At 50.9% G+C, this 20,789-nt stretch carries 29 protein-coding genes and 1 pseudogene; 19 read left to right on the top strand and 11 right to left on the bottom strand.

Annotation, left to right across the window (positions count from 1 at the left end; translation table 11 throughout):
- Positions 1–63: 63 nt before the first annotated feature.
- From ACH50O_RS03060 to ACH50O_RS03010, 11 genes and pseudogenes are all read left to right on the top strand, one after another.
- Positions 64–1,296, top strand: coding sequence for a tyrosine-type recombinase/integrase (locus ACH50O_RS03060; protein WP_446810583.1), 1,233 nt, complete (start codon positions 64–66; stop codon positions 1,294–1,296).
- A 111-nt stretch (positions 1,297–1,407) separates the two neighbouring features.
- Positions 1,408–2,256 (top strand): DUF6387 family protein, encoded by an 849-nt coding sequence (locus ACH50O_RS03055; protein WP_446810582.1) that lies wholly within the window; start codon positions 1,408–1,410, stop codon positions 2,254–2,256.
- Between the two features lie 173 nt (positions 2,257–2,429).
- Entirely contained in the window at positions 2,430–2,678 is a 249-nt protein-coding gene (locus ACH50O_RS03050) for a helix-turn-helix transcriptional regulator (protein ID WP_446810581.1), read from the top strand.
- Positions 2,675–3,391, top strand: a complete 717-nt coding sequence (locus ACH50O_RS03045; protein WP_446810580.1) for a Rha family transcriptional regulator — start codon at positions 2,675–2,677, stop codon at positions 3,389–3,391. The genes ACH50O_RS03050 and ACH50O_RS03045 overlap by 4 nt, the downstream gene beginning before the upstream one ends.
- Before the next feature lie 3 nt (positions 3,392–3,394).
- A complete protein-coding gene (locus ACH50O_RS03040) occupies positions 3,395–3,742 on the top strand; it encodes a hypothetical protein (RefSeq protein WP_446810579.1) in 348 nt (115 codons plus the stop codon).
- A 485-nt stretch (positions 3,743–4,227) separates the two neighbouring features.
- Positions 4,228–4,590, top strand: a complete 363-nt coding sequence (locus tag ACH50O_RS03035) for a hypothetical protein (RefSeq protein ID WP_446810578.1) — start codon at positions 4,228–4,230, stop codon at positions 4,588–4,590.
- Positions 4,493–4,960 carry an HGGxSTG domain-containing protein gene (locus ACH50O_RS03030; protein WP_446810577.1) on the top strand — a complete coding sequence of 156 codons (468 nt, stop codon included), beginning with the start codon at positions 4,493–4,495 and terminating at the stop codon, positions 4,958–4,960. The genes ACH50O_RS03035 and ACH50O_RS03030 overlap by 98 nt, the downstream gene beginning before the upstream one ends.
- Positions 4,961–4,995: 35 nt before the next feature.
- Entirely contained in the window at positions 4,996–5,208 is a 213-nt protein-coding gene (locus ACH50O_RS03025; RefSeq protein WP_446810576.1) for a hypothetical protein, read from the top strand.
- A gap of 183 nt (positions 5,209–5,391) precedes the next feature.
- Positions 5,392–5,583, top strand: a pseudogene (locus tag ACH50O_RS03020) (DUF6538 domain-containing protein); the annotation flags it as partial.
- Positions 5,584–5,628: 45 nt separating this feature from the next.
- The gene (locus ACH50O_RS03015) at positions 5,629–6,264 is read left to right on the top strand and encodes a helix-turn-helix domain-containing protein (RefSeq protein WP_446810575.1); all 636 of its coding nucleotides are present in this window, start codon (positions 5,629–5,631) and stop codon (positions 6,262–6,264) included.
- Complete coding sequence (locus tag ACH50O_RS03010; RefSeq protein WP_446810574.1) at positions 6,261–7,259, top strand: tyrosine-type recombinase/integrase; 999 nt, start codon at positions 6,261–6,263, stop codon at positions 7,257–7,259. Before ACH50O_RS03015 ends, ACH50O_RS03010 begins: the two co-directional genes overlap by 4 nt.
- A gap of 506 nt (positions 7,260–7,765) precedes the next feature.
- Here ACH50O_RS03010 and ACH50O_RS03005 read toward each other — a convergent pair.
- From ACH50O_RS03005 to ACH50O_RS02955, 11 genes are all read right to left on the bottom strand, one after another.
- Positions 7,766–8,023 (bottom strand): type II toxin-antitoxin system RelE family toxin, encoded by a 258-nt coding sequence (locus ACH50O_RS03005; protein ID WP_446810573.1) that lies wholly within the window; start codon positions 8,021–8,023, stop codon positions 7,766–7,768.
- Positions 8,013–8,210 (bottom strand): hypothetical protein, encoded by a 198-nt coding sequence (locus ACH50O_RS03000; RefSeq protein ID WP_446810572.1) that lies wholly within the window; start codon positions 8,208–8,210, stop codon positions 8,013–8,015. Before ACH50O_RS03000 ends, ACH50O_RS03005 begins: the two co-directional genes overlap by 11 nt.
- A 59-nt stretch (positions 8,211–8,269) precedes the next feature.
- A complete protein-coding gene (locus ACH50O_RS02995; protein WP_446810571.1) occupies positions 8,270–9,022 on the bottom strand; it encodes a DNA cytosine methyltransferase in 753 nt (250 codons plus the stop codon).
- Positions 9,023–9,155: 133 nt separating this feature from the next.
- A complete protein-coding gene (locus ACH50O_RS02990; RefSeq protein WP_446810570.1) occupies positions 9,156–10,457 on the bottom strand; it encodes a zonular occludens toxin domain-containing protein in 1,302 nt (433 codons plus the stop codon).
- Entirely contained in the window at positions 10,457–10,807 is a 351-nt protein-coding gene (locus ACH50O_RS02985; protein ID WP_446810569.1) for a hypothetical protein, read from the bottom strand. Before ACH50O_RS02985 ends, ACH50O_RS02990 begins: the two co-directional genes overlap by 1 nt.
- A gap of 21 nt (positions 10,808–10,828) precedes the next feature.
- Positions 10,829–11,824, bottom strand: a complete 996-nt coding sequence (locus tag ACH50O_RS02980; RefSeq protein WP_446810568.1) for a hypothetical protein — start codon at positions 11,822–11,824, stop codon at positions 10,829–10,831.
- Positions 11,825–12,368: 544 nt separating this feature from the next.
- Positions 12,369–12,587, bottom strand: coding sequence for a hypothetical protein (locus tag ACH50O_RS02975; protein ID WP_446810567.1), 219 nt, complete (start codon positions 12,585–12,587; stop codon positions 12,369–12,371).
- A gap of 67 nt (positions 12,588–12,654) precedes the next feature.
- Complete coding sequence (locus ACH50O_RS02970; RefSeq protein ID WP_446810566.1) at positions 12,655–12,918, bottom strand: hypothetical protein; 264 nt, start codon at positions 12,916–12,918, stop codon at positions 12,655–12,657.
- Positions 12,919–12,963: 45 nt separating this feature from the next.
- Positions 12,964–13,236 (bottom strand): hypothetical protein, encoded by a 273-nt coding sequence (locus ACH50O_RS02965; protein ID WP_446810565.1) that lies wholly within the window; start codon positions 13,234–13,236, stop codon positions 12,964–12,966.
- Between the two features lie 2 nt (positions 13,237–13,238).
- Positions 13,239–13,535: a hypothetical protein gene (locus ACH50O_RS02960; protein ID WP_192375770.1), complete on the bottom strand. Its 297-nt coding sequence runs from the start codon at positions 13,533–13,535 to the stop codon at positions 13,239–13,241.
- A gap of 2 nt (positions 13,536–13,537) precedes the next feature.
- Positions 13,538–14,338, bottom strand: a complete 801-nt coding sequence (locus tag ACH50O_RS02955) for a replication initiation factor domain-containing protein (protein ID WP_446810564.1) — start codon at positions 14,336–14,338, stop codon at positions 13,538–13,540.
- Here ACH50O_RS02955 and ACH50O_RS02950 point away from each other — a divergent pair.
- From ACH50O_RS02950 to ACH50O_RS02915, 8 genes are all read left to right on the top strand, one after another.
- A complete protein-coding gene (locus tag ACH50O_RS02950) occupies positions 14,327–14,893 on the top strand; it encodes a hypothetical protein (RefSeq protein WP_446810563.1) in 567 nt (188 codons plus the stop codon). The two genes, ACH50O_RS02955 and ACH50O_RS02950, sit on opposite strands and share 12 nt — an antisense overlap.
- A gap of 10 nt (positions 14,894–14,903) precedes the next feature.
- The gene (locus tag ACH50O_RS02945; RefSeq protein ID WP_446810562.1) at positions 14,904–15,428 is read left to right on the top strand and encodes a hypothetical protein; all 525 of its coding nucleotides are present in this window, start codon (positions 14,904–14,906) and stop codon (positions 15,426–15,428) included.
- Between the two features lie 24 nt (positions 15,429–15,452).
- Positions 15,453–16,049, top strand: coding sequence for a hypothetical protein (locus tag ACH50O_RS02940; RefSeq protein WP_446810561.1), 597 nt, complete (start codon positions 15,453–15,455; stop codon positions 16,047–16,049).
- 318 nt (positions 16,050–16,367) lie between these two features.
- On the top strand, positions 16,368–18,083 hold the full coding sequence (locus ACH50O_RS02935; RefSeq protein WP_446810560.1) for a hypothetical protein: 1,716 nt from the start codon (positions 16,368–16,370) through the stop codon (positions 18,081–18,083).
- A gap of 36 nt (positions 18,084–18,119) precedes the next feature.
- Positions 18,120–18,869, top strand: coding sequence for a helix-turn-helix domain-containing protein (locus ACH50O_RS02930; RefSeq protein WP_446810559.1), 750 nt, complete (start codon positions 18,120–18,122; stop codon positions 18,867–18,869).
- A gap of 17 nt (positions 18,870–18,886) precedes the next feature.
- Positions 18,887–19,168, top strand: coding sequence for a hypothetical protein (locus ACH50O_RS02925; protein WP_446810558.1), 282 nt, complete (start codon positions 18,887–18,889; stop codon positions 19,166–19,168).
- The gene (locus tag ACH50O_RS02920; protein ID WP_446810557.1) at positions 19,155–19,616 is read left to right on the top strand and encodes a hypothetical protein; all 462 of its coding nucleotides are present in this window, start codon (positions 19,155–19,157) and stop codon (positions 19,614–19,616) included. The genes ACH50O_RS02925 and ACH50O_RS02920 overlap by 14 nt, the downstream gene beginning before the upstream one ends.
- A gap of 271 nt (positions 19,617–19,887) precedes the next feature.
- The gene (locus tag ACH50O_RS02915) at positions 19,888–20,673 is read left to right on the top strand and encodes a hypothetical protein (protein ID WP_446810556.1); all 786 of its coding nucleotides are present in this window, start codon (positions 19,888–19,890) and stop codon (positions 20,671–20,673) included.
- Positions 20,674–20,789 lie beyond the last annotated feature (116 nt).

The following is a 20,789-nucleotide window of genomic DNA, read 5'->3' as shown; positions in this document are numbered from 1 at the left end:
TCAGGGGTAACTGGGGGTAACATTAGGGGTAACTGACTTACCCCAAGTAGGAGTTACCCCCAAATGCTATCGGACACTGCATGCAAGAACGCCCACAGGAACGAGAAAGCCAGCACTGGCAAGCCCTTCAAACTGTCGGATGAGAAAGGACTTTTCCTGTTAGTACAACCCCAAGGCGAAAGTTGGGGTAAGTGGTGGCGTTTCAAATATCGATTTGGGGGTAAGGAAAAATCCCTTTCACTTGGTACTTACCCCGAAATTAGCCTGAGCCAAGCTAGAGAGAAGCGCGACGAATACAGGAAGCAAATTGCCAATAACATAGACCCAGGCATAACCCGCAAGATTGAAAAAGCCGGCAGTACCGAAAACACCCTGGCCGCCGTTGCTAAAGAATTTATGGAAGCCAACCGCAAGAAATGGAGCGCCAGCCACTTTGCTCACTTAGAGCAATGTTTCGAGCGTGATGTTTTTCCATGGCTTGGCAATAGGCCGCTTAAAGACCTATCCGCCGTTGAAGTATTAGCAACCTTACGCCGCATTGTGGATCGTGGCGCACTGGAAACCGCAGCCAGAACCAAGCAATTTATCGGTCAAGCTATCCGGTACGGTATCGCCACAGGCCGAGCTGAACGCGATGTAACCGCCGATTTACGCGGCGCGCTACCGTCGCCTAATCGCGGCCACTTTCCCGCCATTACAGAGCCAAAATCATTGGCAGAATTACTACGCGACATTGATGCTTATGGCGGGAATTTTGTCGTTAGAACCGCGCTACAGCTCCAACCGCTAATCTTTGCCAGACCTGCCAACATTGCGGCGGCTGAATGGTCAGAATTCGACCTGGATGCTGCCGAATGGCGCATTGCTGCCGATAAAATGAAAATGAAAGACGCGCATATCGTACCCCTCAGCAAACAAGCCATTGCCTTATTACGTGATATTTATCCGCTGACCGGTTCAAGCCGTTATGTGTTCGCCAGCAACCAAGGCAGAAAAGGAAATGAACCCCATATCAGCCGCGAATCCATAGGCGCGGCAATCCGGCGCATGGGTTATCAAGGCCAACACACCGCCCACGGCTTCCGCACCACTGCCAGCACCCTTTTGCATGAACAAGGCTACCATTCCGACATGATCGAGCGCCAGCTTGCCCATGCCGAGCGCAACCGGGTTAAAGCGGCCTACAATCGCGCCCAACACTTACCCGAGCGCCGGAAAATGATGCAAAGCTGGGCGGATTACCTGGACGGTTTGAAGGCTGGCGCGCAGGTGATAGCGTTCAGGAAAAACGGCTAGGCGCTGATATAATCGAATTTAACCGGATAGCCCGACGGGGCAACAAGCGGGATTCGTCCCCCGTTTCCGGTTAATCCTTTCGGACAGCTTGCACCAAGACGGGGTGTTGCTTTGACAAACGAATTTGATACCGATTGGTTTGACTTATCAAAATACAATGAACTTAAATCCTTCGGCTTGCGCGAATGGTATTGGCAAATATTATTTCGAAAGACTTTCTTCGAACTATTGAAAAATGCTGAATATGAAGATGTGAAAAGTATTTTTAAGCATTTTAAACTAGTGAATTGTGCCGACCCTTTTGAGCGCATAAAATCAAATCCGATATTAGAACTTGAAAACATGGATTTAAGTGATGAGCGAATCCTAAGGAGAAGGAATATTACTGATTTTTGTGTCAAAGTTCATAATATAGCGGATGTAAATCTGAAAATATACGATCAAATTGACTCTCTTTCCTTTTATTCTGTTTATCCAATGCCGGATTTTGAGCGTATCGAAAATGATTTTTTCAAAATAAATACATCGAAAAACCAAAAAATTTATTACTCGGAATTGAACCAACCTGATAGGCCTAGAACCGCAAGCCTTACTATTAAAGTTTCAGCATCGGACGAACAAATTTTATACGACTTTAAAGCGTGGCTTGATTCTTATAGGAAAGAATTTGGCATTAGACATCTTCAAAAAAAGTTCACTAACAAAAATCTTGATGAATGGTTCAAGTGGCGGTTGCTACCCTATCTTGATTTGTTGCTGGTTTCTAAAATAACTAAAACAGAACTAACACAGAACAGAATTGCTAGACTTCTGTTTAGTGATAATTATGACGTTGATATTGTTGATCGCCTTAGGCGTACGACAAAGCCCAAAGCCGAATGGCTAATAAGCGAGGAAACAATGCAAGGCCTTGCAGAAACAATCATGTCTGAAAATGCACAATATCGCCATAGTCTTTAATATTTTGCTGTTGTCGTAGTGGCATAGATTTTCATAATTTTGATGCCGGTAATAGCAACCCCTATTATTTTTGCCAGCATAAAAACTGTAGTTTTTCCTGCCTTCCAAAGGCTAAATATATGCGCATAATGCCTTAGCTATATCCACTGAAAGCCAAAGGAGGCTTATACGATATGGCAACATCCAACCTAGTAACTAACGACCAAAACTTAACCATCGCTTTGGGCTACCTGCGAATCTGGCAAATCGTCGGCGACCGCAAACGCGGCATTGAACCACTGTTGCCGGTTGGCCGCTCAACCTTTCTGGCCGGCGTTAAATCCGGCAAATACCCCAAACCCGTCAAGCTTGGCGAGAGAACCACCGCCTGGAAAAAAGCCGATATCCTGGCCTTGCTGGATAGCGTGGACGGTGCAGCATGAGAGGAAATATTTCTAACACCCCATCCAATACGTTGGGCCTAATTATCCATGGCGCGACCAATCAAATCAGCGTGGACAGTCGAATCATTGCCAAGGAATTTGAACGAGAGCATAAAAGCGTACTCAGGACACTAGATGATTTAGTGGCAGGCACAATCTCACGGCACGAATTTGTGCCGCGAAATTACCAAAAACGCGGCAAGGAATACCGCTGCTTTGAACTCAACAAAGCCGGTTGTTTAAAAGCCATGCCGTTTATTGGTGGCCGCAAATCGCGGGAAGGTCAAAAGCGTTTGGTTGATGAATTCTTGCGACTCGAACAGCAACTAAACCGGCAATCCAAAGAACGTGAAACCTTGGCCTATCAGGTGGCGCGATTGTCCGGAAAAGATAGTCGCGGGATCTTGACTGATGCCATTCAACAGTTTGCCGATTATGCCCGCAGCCAAGGCAGCCAGAACGCCGACCGGTATTTTGCCAACATCACCCAGGCGGTTTACAAAGCGCTGCTGGTCATAGAGCCGCAGGCAACCGAAATCCGGGAGTTATTGACGGCGGTACAGCTTAAAACCCTGGAACTGGCCGAACTAACCGCCGCCCAAGCTCTGACCGTAGGCATGGAAAGCCAACAGCCTTACAAAGACATTTACCAAGCCGTGAAAGCGGCCCTGGATGGTGTTGTCGGTGCTAGGGTTAAGATTCTAGGCGGTTAAGGCATGGCGGCCCGACGCAAGCAATACATCGCACAAGATGTCGATATGATCCGCTCTACCGCTTATCTGGATTTAAGCGGCAATGCGGTGAAACTATTGATCCTGATGCAAACCCACTGGCGCATGTACGAACCTATTGCCTACAGCATATCAGAGGCCCAAAAGCGTATAGGTTGCTGTCGAGGAAAGGCGCACGAAGCCTTTAGAGAGCTGGAAAGCCACGGTTTTATCAAGCTGATGCTGGAAGGCCATTTCAGCAAGCAATTAGCGCGAAAATGGCGGCTGACTTTCCGCGAGTTTAACGACCACAAGCCCAGCGATGAATGGAGGAACTGGCAACCGCAAAATTGATTTGCTTGTTCACTATATGAACGCTTCATGCCGTATGCTGAACAAGTCATGCCGTATAGTGAACAGGTGTTCATAATATGAACGCAAAACACCAACAATCAATAACTTAGCTTATCGAAAAATAGTCGTCAGTGTTCACTATGCGGGATGTACCTATTATTTACCATGTGCCTCGGCATGATTCAGCACGAAAACAGGCCGCAAACAAGGCTAACGCTGCACGGCGGCCCAAAATTTAGCCAAAGATTGCATGTTCCATATTCCACTTGAACACTACTATCTTTTCGAATTGATAGACGGCCATCGACCCGTTGCGGCCTATCACCTAACGTGATCCAATGACAGCCATTGGATCTTTGCTAGTCATAGCCGCCTATCATTGGTGATATACAGAAGGGAAAATCATATGCTGATCAATAAATTATCTTGCCGAAGGTCATTTTTCGTTGGATATACAGAACTTTCTAACTACTAGTTAGGCCATCATGAACGATTACCAAAACGATAACGACATTAAGACTGAGAGCCTGATGGATAAAATATCCATGCGGTTGTTGCGTTGGTGGGGAATGCTGTTTAGAGTTTTATTTATCGCTCTTATCGGAATTATCGGGTACCTATGGATGGACCCACAGCCCCTGGGCGATATTCCTCTGGGTCAGTTAACACTTAATCAAATAGCAAGAAACATCATGGGGGTTGTCATTCCCATTGCATGCTTTATCTGGCTATTCAAGCTAAATAAGAAGTATGGTGACGAGAGCCTGCCATATGAGGATTGGGGACGATTCGGCGGATATGTTTTGCTATTTGGGTTTATCGCATTTGGTTGGCTCACTAAAAAATAACGAACCAAAAGGAGGTCGACAGGCTGGTAGCAAATGCCTAGTCTTAATCACGCCTATGAGTACACCAGAACAACGAAAGCGGCTTAAAGAGTACTACCAACGCGGTAATGCCCTGTTGGCTGAATGGCGCGAACGCGACTATCGATACCCACCGCCACGCAGTGAACCCATGCCCGGGGATTTACGCACACTTCAATGCGGAGCAAAGACCCGAGCCGGAACAACCTGCAAACAGATAGCAATTTATTGCAATGGTCGTTGTAAATGGCATGGCGGGTGCAGTACCGGCCCAAAGACTGATGAAGGCAAACGGCGTTCAGCCATAAATGGAAACAGACCGAAGCAAAAGCGAAGTCATACCGGTGGATAAAACACTAGTTTCAAAAACACGCAGGAGTCACCCCGATGGCCGCATCCAGTTTCAAAACATCCGCCGAATATCAACGGGAACGGCGCGAATCGAATAAACGTCGCGGCATTCGCCGTCTGGATATTGAACTTCCGCCAAAGTTAATGGCGAGGTTACAACGCGAGCTAGCTGACTATGACGCGGCTACACATCCCGGCGCGGCGTTAGTCGAATGGCTGGATGATGTTTTGGACGATTTACCGGAATAAAATAGCAGCAAATAGAAAGGGATCGTTTATTTCAACCTAAACAGTCAGCTACCTATCCACCTAATAAATCAAGTAAATAGGTGGCGTGATAATGTAACAATCACGAACGCTAAACCCCGCTATCTTTTTCAAAATACTTAGACAGCCGCGCTCGATCAGGGGTAACTTTGGGGGTAACTTTCAATTTCAAAAAACCGCATAGCTTTATTTACAAGGCTTACAGCTTATTGTTCGATTGATTCAGGAGCAAAAATTCCATACCTCGTAAGACGAAAAAACGTCTTTTATTTCCGTCTCGGCGTTCCCGCCGACCTCCGCGAAATTGTCAAATCTCGCGAAATTATCCAAAGCCTTAGAACCGAAGACAGCGACGAAGCAACGCGCCGAGCGTTAAAACTTGCGGCTCATTTCAAATCACTATTGCACGAATTAAAGACAGGTAAGATAAGTTCAGAAATCTGTTTTGACTCGCTCGACCTCATTTCAGCGAAAAGCGACACACAAGAAACAGCAAGGCCGCTAGAGACAATCGCCACCCCTACCTCACCAGCAATAGAAACCCGACAAGCGCCTCTTTTGTCAGCTGTGGTTGACGACTTCCTGAATCGATACGACCAGACCAACAAAGCGACCTTCACCAAGCGTTCGGCAACCTTGCCGCTGTTGATTGAGTTGGTCGCAGACAAACCCATCAATCAAATCTTGCAGACTGATCTGAATGGGTTCTGTGATGATGTTCAGCGGCTACCGATAAAGCGCACAAAGAAAATCTACAGCGGTATGACGATTCGCGAAATCATCTCGGCCAATGACGGGCGAAGCATTGCCGAAGGGACTTTTGAAAGCACTTACAAGGCATGTGTCAGACAGGCTGCCGAATTTTTGCATATGTCGCCTGCTGTGTTGCGTCAGAAGGCTAAAGCCGGTTTGGTTAAGGGTGCCAAGCCTGGCAAATGCTGGGTGTTTCTGCAAGATGATCTTGCCGATTATTTGCGCTCGTTATATCTTGATGCTGGGCAAGCGCCGCAGAGTGGTTTACCAAGGGAGGTAAAATGATGTCACTCTTTAAACGCGGCAATATCTGGTGGACGCGGTTCACAACACCCAACGGCGAGCGCATACGCGAATCGACTGGGACTGACGACCGCAAGCAAGCCCAGGAGTACCACGACCGGCTAAAAGCGAAATATTGGGAAGTGCAAAAGCTGGGGGAAAAGCCTGAACACAGTTGGCAAGATGCCGTGATGCTCTGGTTGGATGAAACCAGCCACAAGGCTTCCCAGCATGATGATATTCATCATTTGCGCTGGCTCGATCCTTATTTTGGGGCGCTTAGCCTGAACAATATTACCCGTGATCGCATTGATCAACTGATTACCCAGCATAAAAGCGAAGGTGTCAGCAATGCCACCGTCAATCGAACGTTGGCGGTGATTCGGGCGATTCTCAGGCGAGCATCCTTGGATTGGGAATGGATCGACAAGATACCGAGAATCAAGCTGCTGCCGGAACCGAAACGGCGAATTCGCTGGATTACCCGCGAGGAAGCGGCGGCTTTGATCGAGGATTTGCCGGAACATCTGGCGGAAATGGTGCGCTTCTCCCTGGCGACAGGGTTAAGACAAGCCAATGTTACCCACCTGGAATGGTCGCAAGTCGATCTGGAAAGGCGGGTCGCCTGGATTCATGCTGATCAAGCCAAGGCTCGGGAAGCGATTTCGGTGCCGTTGAACGCTGAAGCGGTTTTAGTGCTTCGGCGGCAGTTGGGCAAGAATCAAACGCGGGTTTTTACCTATCAGGGTAAACCGGTGATTGATGTGAATACCAAGGCTTGGCGGCATGCCTTAAAGCGGGTCGGAATTGAGTTTCGCTGGCACGATCTGCGGCATACCTGGGCATCCTGGCATGTGCAAAACGGTACACCGTTGCATGTGCTCCAGGAACTGGGGGGCTTGGGAGTCGGTGGAAATGGTACGGCGCTATGCGCACCTGGGGCAAAATCGTCTGGCGAGTTATGCCGAAAGTTTGTGTCAGCTTCAAGCAGTCCCTGACACAATTTTGGCACAGCAAGCCGGAAGGCAATAAAAAAGGCCTAGGTGAAAAACACCTAAGCCTTTGATAAATATGAAGCTGGCAATGGGACTCGAACCCGCGACCGGCTGATTACAAAACCGTTTTTCTAAGTAACTTTGGGTTACTTTGTCTCACTATTTCTTTATTATTCATTAAGTTACAAAGTTAAATGATAACTTTGACTTACTCTTTACGACTATAAAATGGACACTTTGTGGACAGTATCGGAAGGCGTAGCCCGTTCGCATTCCTGCTCCGGTGCGCCGCGCCGGTAAAGGTCTCCCGCTGTGTAGCAAACTTTTTAGCGGCGCTTAATTCGGCCGGATAAGTCGCGATGTTTCAAAGTTTCCGGGGCCGGTCACGTAGCTAACTGTCTTCGTTTAAGCTTGTTCGATTTTGGCTTGGTAGTGCTGGGCGGTGGCAGCTTTGAGGCTGTGGGACGCGGTCGGCCGCTGGCTTTGCTGGCGGCCTGCGTGAAAGGGTGTTAGCGGTAGATGTCTCGACGGTGACCGATGGCAACCACCAGGATCTTCAACCGCTGATCTTCGATTGTGTAAACGATCCGGTAATCACCAACTCTTATCCGATACAAGTCGGCAACTCCGTGTAATTTTTTGTGCCCTAGCGGCCTGGGATTTTGGGCCAGTTCTTGAGCGGCGATATAAATGCGTTTTTGGACGTCTTTGGGTAGTTTCGAAAAGGCCTTTTCAGCGCTGGCTTTGAATGCAACGCTATAGGTCATATTTTACCTTTAGTTCATCCAGGCTGATTTCACCGGACTCTGTTAAAGCGTGTGCTGCCGCTTGGATGTCAGTTTGATCTTCAAGATATTCACGCAATAGGTTGTCCAGGAACATTACAGGACTTAGGCCGGCGGCGTTGGCGGCGTTGATCAGTAAATTCTCGGTGGGTTGCGGCAGTTGAATCATGGCCTTCGCTCCGGTGATGTTTCGGACATTATACCGGTACCGTTGGCGTTTCGTAACGGTTACGACCAGACTTTCGGCGCTAATTGTTTTTTGAATTGCCTATCGAAAGCCCGTTTGCGGCATGCCCCGTCATAATAGATTCGGCGACCCGTTACCGGACGTCCGCAGGAACAGGCGCAGAGGGTAACGCCCGTGGTTCGGTTTAAAACGGCTTGAGCCAAGGCGTAGGCCATGCCATATGGTACGCCGTTGCCGATGGCACGGGTTAAAGCGCCGCGCGTAAAGGCGGGTATGTCGAAATCGGACGGCAAACCCTGTAGGCCAGCTATCTCGGCTAGCGGTCTGTTGTCGTTCGCCAGCACGGTAGCGTTACTCGCCGGCGATTTTTTGCGGTCGAGGCGTAACGCCGAGCCGTCAAGCGCGCCGAATTGCACATGACGCAACCGGCGTTGGTCGTGGCCGAACTCGGAGGCGTTGAGGTCAAGCCGTTGCCAGCTGTAGCCGTCGATTCGAATATCGGGCACGCCGGGTACGTTTTCGGCTAACCACCACTGCGGTTTCGCTTCGGTGACCACCCGGACGAATTGACGCAGCATATCAGCGCCCTCGCCCGTTTGCTGGCTGCGCCGGGCTTTACTGAAATCCTGGCACGGCGGGCCGCCAATCACGCCGTCGAAACGGCCGGCCGGAGCATGAAAGCGGCGTATGTCGCCGCCGAAGATCAGATCCGGACCGCGCACGACGCAAAAACCGGCGTCTTCGAAGCCGCGATCCAGTAGACCGATACCGGGAAACAAAGACAGTACCAGCATGTTACCCGGCCGGCACGAATCGAATCCGGACAGTAACGATGGGCGTTACTTGGCCAGGCCGTCCGCTACCTGGTCGGTAACGGTTAACGTGATTTCGCCTTTGCACGTTGCCGCCTATTGACATGAAAAACCGTTAAGACCTTTCGACATTCGCGGCCTTAAAGGTGGGATTTTCATCGCTATTCAGCCGTGTCTGTGTGCTTTGCGGCACCTTGCCGTACACGTCAATCGGCCAGGCAGTGACCGCGATTGACTGCATGCCCCGATGCAATTCAAGACCGTATGGCCGCACACCCCAGGACCAGCCGAAGGACTCCAATTGCTTGAGGTCGAAGCGCTCTTTAACGTGGTTGGTTTCGTCCAGAAATTCCACGTAGCCAACCGTTTTGGGTTCGCCCTTCGGTCCCGTGCCGGTTATCAAACCGGCTAATCTAGGCTTGAATTTAGTTACGATCTGTTCGATGTATTGCGCGTGACTCAAAGCCTTGGGTAACTCCTTGGGCTTGTCCTGCTCTGCCCTCGCCTGCTCCACGTTGTCCCTGGTCGCTAATTGTCTCTCAGGCGGGCGGGTTTCGGCTTGCGCTTGCACCGCTTCGACCGGCTTCGGTTTGTTTACCTTGACCACCTCTTGACCGCCGGTCATGAAGGACACCAGATACCACACAGCAACCACACCCACGGCGACGGCACCCGGCAAGCCGTAGCGTATGGCAGACGATTTCAGCAGGTTTGCCCGGTCGTCGTTGTAGGTTTCTTTGTTCGTGGTGCCGTCGGTATGGCTCTTGTACAAGCCGAAGTATTGAGGATCGTATTTACCCTGGCCGGATCTGAGCTGTACAAATTTGCCTTTGTTCTGCTTGAACGTGGTCCAGGTATAGCGGTCGGCCATGCCGACGGCATCGAGTTTCACAAAGGTAATCAGCTGATCGATGCGCCGTTTCCAAAGCGCGTGACAGTCCCGGTGGTCCTGCCCCATGACCACGATGTCTAAACCCCGGTGGCCGTGCTGGGTAATGAACTGGGTTATCCCGTCGCCGAGCTTCGCCCGGTCTGACGGCCAGAAGTCTTGCAGCTCATCAATGATGACTAAGGAATCATTTTCAACGTGGTCAAAAATGTTCTTTACCTGATCTATATCTATTTGATGCAGCAAGCCCGGATAAGTCTTAATGCTCCAAGCATCTTTGCCCTTGTTGACACGCTGCTTTTCGTCTTCGGTCAGCGCCGCATACTCTTGCGTAGTCAATCGCTTATGCTCTACCCTGCCCTTTATTTCATCTAACGGCTTGCCGGTTATCTCGGCGAACTTTTCGTGATTAAGGCCTTCGATGTAGGCGAAAACCTTGCGGCCCGCTTTAAGCGCCGGAATGATGCGGTTAATCGCCGCCTCGTAACTTTTGCCCGATCTTGGCAGCCCCTCGTGAAAAATAATCATTACCAATGCCCCAGGGTAACCAGTTTACGAACCATGCGAAACGTTGCCGCCGCACCCAAACACGCCAGGCACGGCACCAGTCCGGCCCGGTCCAGGAAGTACACCGTGCCGGTTGCCGACGGTATAGCATCGACGGCACCTTGCAGACTTGCCGCGCCGGACATACAGCAATCGAGCATGCCATTGAACAAGTTAAACGCCCCTATCAGCGCATCGACGAACTTGTCGAAGATGACCAACGGCAGATCGAACAGCGCCGCTTTCATGCTTTCATAGATCAAGCGCAGCCAGGCAAACAAGGCATTGAACGCGCTGGCGATACCGTCCACCATCCAGTCGAAAAACTTCATATCGATTCCCCGTATTGAGCTTTACAAGAACGCCCAGGTAAAGGCGATCAGTAACGTAACGACATACAGCACCGCCCTAATCACCGGCCAGACATGGTTATCCATGACCGCCGCGCATTGCTGATCGATCACAATTTCCGGCGTCAACGCGGTATGCGGAATAGTCCAGGTCGGACAACTCGACGCCGGTATGGTCAGCTTGAAGATGTTGGTGACCGTTTGCCCGATCTGGCTGCTTAAGACCCCGTCTTTTAGCTTTGTGATCGAGCCGCCGAAGGTTTTACCGCTGGCCTCATACAGGCTCGACTCGCCCGGCACGCTGGGGTTATAGGCGGCGTGCGTCGTCCCGAGACCGGCCAGCGAGTCTTTAATGGCTTGGGTGTTCGCGGCCGTGTTGGCGGTGTTTAGATTGACTTGGCTTAAGTCGAGGTTTTGCCCTTGCTGCGACAAGCCATAAACCGTGTTTATATCGTTCGTTGTGTTCGATACCGTGGTTTTAGTGCCGTTTGCACTGGTGGTTGTGGTTCGGGTTTGCTGCTGTGCGCCTTGGATGGACGGTTGTATCGTCTCCTGCTTGGTTACTGACCCGTCAGGATTGGTCGTGGTCGTTTCGGTTGTTTTGACTTCCGGCTGACTGGATAAACAATAGGTTTTTCCGCCCGCCGTGTAGCACGTCGAGCCGGGCGGCTGCGTTTGAACCTCCTTCAAACACGTGAATTGACCCTCTCTATAAACGCAGTTTTGCTGATCCGCCGCACAGACTTTAGAGCTACCCACAAAGACGCACGGCGCTGTTTGTTCATCCGGCGCAGGTTTGACGCAAGTTGAACCTAAACCCGCGCCGAGCGGCGACAGGATGAAATCGGGTGGACAGGTTTTAACGTCGGGACACTTTGCAGGATATTTAACAGTTACGCCGCCGCCACAATCTATGTCCGGACACCCCTGCAACGGAAAATCCACATAATCACTGGTATAGCAGGATGACGGAGAACCCGCGATAGCTTCTCGACACATGGGAACAATCGCCGACGTATTAACACCTATAGATGAACACGAACTCGAACCGGTCGTCACACAGGTAGCGGACACGCCAGAACCCGACGCTAAGGGCGGATGGAACTTACCGGCAGGGCAATCAGCCACACATGTCCCAGCAATTAAAAACTGTCCAGCATCACAAGACGCGGATATAGAATTGGTCTGAAAACCCACACCGCCGAAACTCCACTGCTCGCGAATAACACAAGACGTTGCGGACTGTGAATCAATCGTAAAAGTAAAGCCCGTCGCACCCGCAGCAGAAGCGCGCGATATATCGCAACTCAACAACTGAGAACAAACCGCAGAGGCAGAAGATCCCGTAAATGTAGTGGAAGCAGGACAAATCTGGGTTGCTGAATAAATAATAGCGGACGCCATTTGTGAAAAAAACAACACACAAAGGGCTATCCCTGCCTTTATCATGGCTAAGCGACTGGGATATATCACGAGCTAAACCCCTGAATAACCGCCCACGCGCAAACGACACCGAGCAGGACAAACAGCAACGCCCACAGCATCAGTCGTCCTCGTCTTCGTCATCATCGCCGTCGTCGTCTTCGTCAACGTCCGCCGCCCACTCGTTCTGGTTGACCGTCTCTTCGGACGACCAGCCGCAGCCGAGGCATTCCAGGACGGTTTCGAAAACGCCGTGCCTGATTTCATCGCTGGCCCATCTCACATCGTAACCGCAGCACGGGCAAGGTTCGGCGTGCGGATATTCTCGCCAATTCGGCATAAGACCCCCTGGTTCAACAGTAAAGCGGGGCTTTTGACCCCGCCTTGTTTTTAGGCTTTTGGCCTGTTTAGCCGCGGAACCAGCCAATGACTTTATTGAAGCCCCACTTAGCAACGCCGGGCAGGATCTTGATGGCCGCGACGGCAGTAATTGCCGCCACGATGGTGGTGGCATCAATCGCCCCGGTCACGCCGGTGAAATCGAGCGCAGCTTGAGAAGCGCCGGCGGCAACAGCCAAACCGGCACCAACAGCCACTTGAGTGCTCAAAGCGCCGCTTTTAACGACTTCTTGTTGATGACGCTCGAATCTTTCTTCTTTAGACAAAAACATACATTTCCCCTTTTGAGGTTGATTGAATTGGGCTTTTGGCCCGGTTTATTCGCTCTGCTTTTTTTCGAACCAGCCGATAACCGACTGATACGCCCAGGCCGTTAGATAACAAATGACCGGCAGAGCGAACCCGATCATAAAAGCCTGCTGTAGGTCGTCCGCTATCGGAATAGCGAACAAATCCGTTAAGGTGGGAGCATCCGTGTAGCCTTGCGCCGTCACGGCGATATATTCCGTTGATGTGCAACTATTGGCGGCGGCGACTTCAACGCCGGACACCGCGCCCGACGGGGAAACGGCTAAGCACAGATAAGGCATGTTTAACCGGCCTTAGCGACTGGCGGTTGCACGTTGACGATGTAGTCCTTGAACATGCCTTTACCGGTGGCGATTTTCTCGAACTCGACTTGCAGCTCGACCACGCCCTGCCCAAACTGAATCTTTTGGAGCTGCTCTTTAATCTCCGGCAACGCCCGAAAATCGACACCGGCAAGACCGCGCTGGTTGTCTTTGCTTTCCATGCGCGCGATGGCGTAAACGGTGACGAAGTCATACGGCGTGCTGTCTTCAAGCGTGCCTTTTGAGTGTTTCCAGCCTAATGCTTTGATTTTTTCCATGGTTATTTGCCCCTTGCGGTATCAATGTTGAGTGGTATGTCGCCAGCCTCGAAAACTAGCGGTGTTTCGGTGTGGATAAATTCATCAATTGCCAATTGTTCATGCGTATCGAAATTGATGTTTTTGGGTAACTGTTCTTTACCCTTGGTCAGCATCTTGATGGTCTCGTCGGCACCGAATAAGGCCGAGTGCATCCAGATATGCTTGCCAAACTGGTGACGAGTCGTTTCTATCGATCTTTGCACGGTACTTTTCGCCGTGTTCTTGAAGGTTTCGACGCGCTTTTGGACGTGGTGGAACTTTGCCAAGGCCGGATAAGCGCCGGCCAGATATTGCCCCGGACGCAGCAAGCTATCTAACGGAATAACTCTATCTTTTGCGCCCAGCTCCAATTCGATGCGTATCCAGTCCGGATACAATTCATGGAAGCCGTTCGCCAGCTGTAGGCCTTTTTCGTAGATTCGCAGCAGCTTGCCGGACTCTTTCGAACCCAGATACAAGGTGCGGCCTTTGCCGTCGGGCCTGATCCAATTGCCCTCTTGTCTGACCTTGGGGAATCCCCTCAGCGAGAACAGGCCGGCGTGGTACAGCTGGAGATAGTCGTCCATACCGGTTTCGCTGGCGAAGTTATCGGCGGCGTAATCGACGCGGGTTAACTTGGCCCCCGGTATGGTCCGTAAGAACTGGTAAAGCCGCATTTCCCAGCCTGGCTTAGCGGCCATCAGGCCTTGACCCTTCACCGTAACCAGCACCGAATCCCGCTGGCCCCCTATCGAAACGGTGCCCCAGTTTTGAATCCCCATGTTCCAGGTTTCTTTGTAGAAGTTTTGGCCGCTTGGCAATTTGTGGGAAATGCCATAACCGCTCTAAACAAGGTCGATGTTGCCTTACTTGGCCTTGACTCAGACCAAATTAAGCAGATTGACACAGTTGTTGCCATTTTTAACAAGGCCCTCAGCCGGGCGCAATGCATCTTTGATGCAGCCGGCCAGCTTTATGCTGACCGTGATCAAGATCTATTGGTTGCTGCCACAATCAGACTCAGTCAAATTTCAAACGAAGAAGTCATCATAAAATTCAAACTGCGATCTTTGCCGGCCGACTACGCAGCAAAAACCAAAGAGCTCAGGGAAAAAATGTTTAGTGAAGCTGAAATTGAAAAAATAGTTACAAAACCCGACGCTGAAATGGCCGAATGCGCCAAGGCGTTAGATGATCTAACCGCCGAATCTAAAAAAATCATTGTATTTTTGGGTGATTCGCCTCGATATGACACGGCCATACTTAACTCCACCAAGGTCTTTGACGTTCTTGAAGTCCGAAATGCCTTAGGCTTGCATGCAACCATAGCGCGCTAAAGATTTAGCCATGTACAGCAGTATCGTGAATAAAACAGCCTCTCGACAACAACTGGAAGCCGCCATTTCCGGCTTGCGCGGGTTAACCGCCCAAGCGCTGGGATACGACAGGTCCGCAATTGAGCATTTTGCACAATCCTTGTGCTGGGCCGAGTCGATTTTGGATGAAGTCAACGGGGTTGCTCAGCCGGATACTAGCGCCGAAATGGCCATGATGGATAGAGGCCTTGTCGGCGCGGTTGCGCTGCGGGCATTTTCAATCGGCGCCGACATCGAGCGCGAGCAGCAACTCGGCCAATCGTTCATCAACGCCCACGCAGAAAAAGTCACCGAACTTCGCCGGCAAGGGTACACCGGCGACGAGGCATTGCTCATGGCGCCGTTTCCACAAATCAACATCGACGCTTTTGCCGCAAATATCGCCGATCTGGCGGCGGAGCGCGAAAAATTGGAAGCATTTTTGGCGTCGCCCGGCTTTGACACCAGAGTTTTATCAGGGACTCAGTTCGAACAACCCGAGCCAGTTTCACACTAATATCAAATAGTTATAGTAAAAATTATGAACATGCAAACGGTTGATGGAAATAAGCTGATCGAAGTAAAAAATCGAATCAAAGCACTCCAAGAAATAATCAGGTACAACCAAAACGACAAAATTGGTTATTCACTCTCCCAGCACTCGGCCCGGATGCATGGCGCCCTGCGAGACATTATGAAGCCCGCTGAATTCTTGTTGCTGTTCCCCAATGCCCCTGCCGATGCCGATGCCGATTTTGTGCCCGAAAACACAGAAATTGCCGCCAAGCAAACTACGCTTGCCGCCGCCATTGCAGCGCAGCCGGCAAACGATCCAGGTAACAACTACCGCAATTACACTGTCATTCCAATCCAAAACAGAATTGCCGAATTGCAGCGGCAAAAACAATTCAGCATTGACACGTACAACCGCCAAAAACTGAAGCCGGACAGACCTCTCACCGAAACTGAATTTTTACAGTTGTACCCTACACCAACCTTCACCGCCGAAAACGCGGCCATCGCTGCCGCGCAAACGGAATGCAACAAGCTTGATGCCTTCCTTAAATCCGGTCCTTACCCGCAGTATCCGGCCGCATACGACGTTGACTTGTTGGCCGGCACTGCTTCTTATCCATAACCTCGAGCGGCAACAATGACACTTCAAACTGATTCACAAGGATTTTTAGTCGGTGATCCAATCGATCTTGGCCGAATGCCAAGCTACTTGCGCGATATTAAACACGATGTCGCGGCCATCAGAAAAGCAACGGTCGGCGCCGGGCCTAATAGTACTCGCCAAGCCGCTAAGGCCGCCCAGTCATCCCCAATGGTGAACCGCCAGCAAGTGGCTACTCCGGCTCGGCGCGCGGCGAATGGACAGTTTTTATCTTCAGCCGCAAATGGCAAGGTGGCCGAGCCGGCCAAAACTAAAGCGGCGTCGGCCGACATTGCCGCCTTGGCCGCGCGCATCGGCAATGCCGCGCGGGGTGGGCTTGCAGGCGCCGGCAACATTGACCCAACCGCCAAAGCATTTCAAGAAGTGGCCGAGCCGATGCGGCGCGGATTGAGCTTTTTCAAGCAAAATGACAGCAAACAGGAAGGGTTACTCCGTAAGATATTTAAGTCTTTAAACCTATTCAAAAGAGACGAGACTGTATTCAATAAATCTCAGTTAAAAGTATTAAAAAACATCGAAGAAAAGCCAAACACCAAGGGCGGCAGCATAAACATATCCACCAACAACGGCGGCGGAATTGGCGGTTTGCTGCGGGGGATGTTGGGCGGCGGCATGCTGGGCGGACTGCTCAGTAAAGCGGGCCGGGGGGCCAAGGGACTGCTAAAACGCATCCCTATTCTGGGTACACTGTTTGCCGCTGGTGGCGCTGCGGTCGATGTGTTTGGCAGTGAGTCAGATCCCAATTTATCCCGCGCCCAGAAAGACGCGGCAGCTGGCAAGTCGATTGGCGGCTGGGCCGGAAGTCTGGGCGGTATCGCGGCTGGCGCTGCAGCAGGCTCCGCTGCCGGGCCCGTTGGGATGATCGTCGGCGGCGTTGTGGGCGGATTCCTTGGCGATCAGGCAGGGCAAATTATCGGCGAAAAATTTGGCGCTTGGGTTTCGGAGCTGAGGCAAGCCGATGTGCCGAGCAAACTCGTAAGCGCGTTTGAAAGCTGGACAGACGGTTTCGACTTCCAAAAAGGTTTCGAACTGTGGCTTGAGCGTACAAAAAGCAACTTTGCCCAAGCCGGAAACGTCGTGGGCGAGCAGCTCAACGACCTTAATAACTACACCAAAGCCAACACCGGAATCGACTTCAAAGACATGGGGGCAAAGTGGTGGGAGCGCACAAAAAACAATGTAGCCGGCGCCTGGGACACCATTAATGGCACACCGTCGTGGTTGCTCGACAACACAACATTTGGCAAGGCCGGTAAAAAAGCGTTCGGCTCGTTCGGCGGCAGCATTCCCGGTATGACGGATGCTCAGGCAGCGGCGTATGCGGCCGAAGTCATCCGAACCGAATCCGGCGGAGATCCGCGCGCCGAAAATCCGAAAGGGTTCATCGGCAAGTACCAGATGGGCGCGGAAACGCTTGCCGATACTGGCTTGGTCAATCTCGCAAAGCTCAAAGCCGCCCAGAAGTCCGGGCAATACAACCAAAAGGCGTTCTTGGCCGATCCAGAAAACTGGACCATTGCCGGCGGCAAAGAGGCCTACTTAAGTGATCCCTCGCTGCAAGACAAGGCCTTCACCGATATGCAAAAACTCAACTTTACCCGTGGTGTGAAATCCGGAGCAATCAGTATGGCCGCCTCACCGGAGCAGGTCGCCGCCTATCTAAAAACCGCGCACCTTGGCGGCGCCAGCGGCGCAAACGACTACTTCCTTCGAGGCATCGACAGGTCGGATGGCCATACTTGGATGTCAACGTACGCCAAACAGGGCGCAGCGGCAATCAATCCGGTATCTGTAAACGCACCTTCATACAAAGTACCAAGTATGCCGTCCGTGCCAAAAATCGCGGAAGCACCCAAAATATCTGAACCGCTCAATACCCAGCAAGATAAGGTGCAAGTCGTAAAAATCGAGGGCGGTTGTGACGTCGGGCAAGACCTATCTGACAGGTCTTGCGCGCATATCGTCACTGGAGGCTATTTCCCATTCATACGCTAAGGTTCGACACTAATTTTTTCAAAAAAAGGCCAAATAATGCTCGATAAAATCGATAAAGATGAGGTTTTAATTTCCAAAATGGTGGGCTTGAAACTGGTTGAAGCTCGCAAGCTATCTAATCAACACACTTTCACCCAACATCAAGCCGCCGAGCTACTGGGTATAAGCCAAAACGATCTTCGATTAATGGAGGAAGGGTTTATGCAGGTGCCGCTCGGCGTGATTAAAAAAGCGGCTGAAGTTTTTTATGTATCGACTGATTGGCTCTTATGGATTGTAGCGGATGATTGGGAACTAGCGCCGGAATCGCGCCGCGAACGAGATTTCCTTTCTGGCCTTGAAATGATACACCTTGAAAGCCGGGCGAAAGCAGTCGCAAAACAACTCGAACAAGACAGTCGGCTCGCCGCCCTATCTGACGCCGTCGCCGCACTCGGCCCGGCAATCCAAGCCATAGACGACTCATTCGTACAATTTTGGCAAAAAAATCCGGAGTTTCACGATATGCCCGGCGGCGCTTCAGTTTTGGGCAGGATCGACCAAGCCCAAGCAGCTGCGCGCGCCGCTGTGCTTCAGCTGGTCAGGGCAAAAGCCTTGCCGGTTCACACTCTTTCCACTCTGCCACCAAAACCCACTATACGGGTGTGGAAAAACCCGGCGCCCGAGCAATTGCCGCCGCCAGTAGCGCCCATCGCCGATCATAAGCCGCTGAGCAGAAAACGAAACCGCGCCCCGGTGAAATCCGAAAGACAATCATCTCAATCTGCCGAGCTTGCAGCCGGCTAAAAAATACAGGAAATAAAATGGCAAAAACAGAAAAACCAGTTGAACTGAGCTCCGATTGGGGCGGCCTGTCGCCGCACTTGATAGCCTCGTTTTGGCCGGTAGACCGAAAAGGCAAACGCCTGGAAGACATCACGGTCAAAGCGCCCCTTACCGAGTCTAATCTTGAAATGTCCCTCACCTGGCAAAGCCCGTTCGAAAATCAGGGCACGCAAAACATCACGCCCACACTCCAACAAATGTTACAAAGCGGCAGCATTGAGGGCTTCAGCCGGCAAAGTCGACAACATGTTCGGCAGTGATCTGCAACGCCTGGCGCACGGCCTCGAGGGCCGAACCGCGATAACCAAGCTAAATTCCACCCAAGTCTTCGTCGGTGCCACGCCGGCCAAATTCAACATTACCGCACTATTTCGAGCCTGGAAAGATCCGGTAAAAGAGGTCCATGAACCCTTCAACCAACTGATGAAGTGGGCATTGCCGGTGGAATTATCGGACGAAGGCAGTTTGGCCGCCCGGTTACTGCAAGACGGATTCAAATACGCTACAACCTTTCCGTCGGTCGCGCCGGTTCTATTGGCAGTAAAATATAAGGATGCCACCTATTGGCCGCTGGTCATCGAATCGATCAGCAAGGACACCAACGCGCCGGTTGATAAAAACGGCAAGTTTGTTGAGCTTTCGGTACCCATGCAACTGACCACATTGGCCGCAATTGATCGTGGCGACTGGGATAAATACCTATACTAATGATGCCTGGAGTTCGAACCAAAGGCGGTGAAAAGCTCGTTGGACGTTGAAGGTCAGGTGCTCGGACCCGGCATACCGAAATCAGATTTTTCACCGAGATGCTCGAAAAAATCTTTCTGTATAAATAGCCCCCTATTTGTTAAGTGACACTAACGTATTTTCTCTGCTACATTCAAAGCACTTCTGGTCCGTAAGTGGAGGGGGAATTACGATCAATGAATACAGGTTACTTAATTTTTCGCAACTCAATCATAAAAACATGGTGAACAAAATGAAAATAATAAAAACCGCTGTGCAAATTGTGTTTTTCACTTCAACGCTAACTGGTTGCTCAGCATTTTCGCCGAGAGATTTAGCGGAACCGAGCGAATTGGAAATTGATGTTGTTATGGGGAAAATCGGGACCGGATTTGCAAACATGAAAGCCGAGCTAAATAAGGGCAACACAAAATTAGGAATATGGCCGTGTAAGGTTACAACTACCTTAAACGTCACTGCCAGCGCAGAGCAAGGGGGAAAATTGGTATTGGATACTACGATTAGAGTCCCGACGGAAGTAGTAAACGCCGATATTAGCGGTCATGCGGAACAGACGAACAATTCCTCTGCTACCAGAGGCAATGTAATTAACATCGAGATGTATAATCCTGCTTGCGTCCCGAAAGATACGGTTGCTTATCAGATTGCAAGTTCAGGTAATTCGTCAGCAAAAGATCAAACTGCGGGCCAAGAAGCCACAGCCGAAGTCAAGCCTGCTCCAGCTGAAGCTAAGCCCTCTCCAGCAAAAGGCAAACCCGGGCAGGCTAAAGGCAAACCTGCTCCAGCTAAAGGAAAGCCGGCACCAGCGAACGGCCAGGCTGAACCCGCTAGTGGTCAGACTGGTCAACCTCCGAAAGGCGATACGACATCTAGTCAGCAAAAATCTCCTGCAGAAGAAATTAGAGATATGTTCAAAGATGATAGGGAAATGATGTTAGTACTCGACAAGAAGATTGACATAAATACTCAAGACCAAACCAGGGACCAAGCTGGCCCAGTTAGTAACCAAAAGCCGTAATAGGCGATAGCTTTGATCGTTATTGGGAATCTGGAAAAAACCGGTTCTATCAGTTTAGGCGATGGCTGATAGAGTCACACCAGAAAAGCGCAGCGAAATCATGAGCAAGGTCCGGA

The sequence above is a fragment of the Methylomonas sp. 2BW1-5-20 genome, from assembly GCF_052474515.1.
The sequence above is the reverse complement of the archived record's forward strand: the minus strand, read 5'-3'. Positions and strand labels throughout refer to the sequence as shown.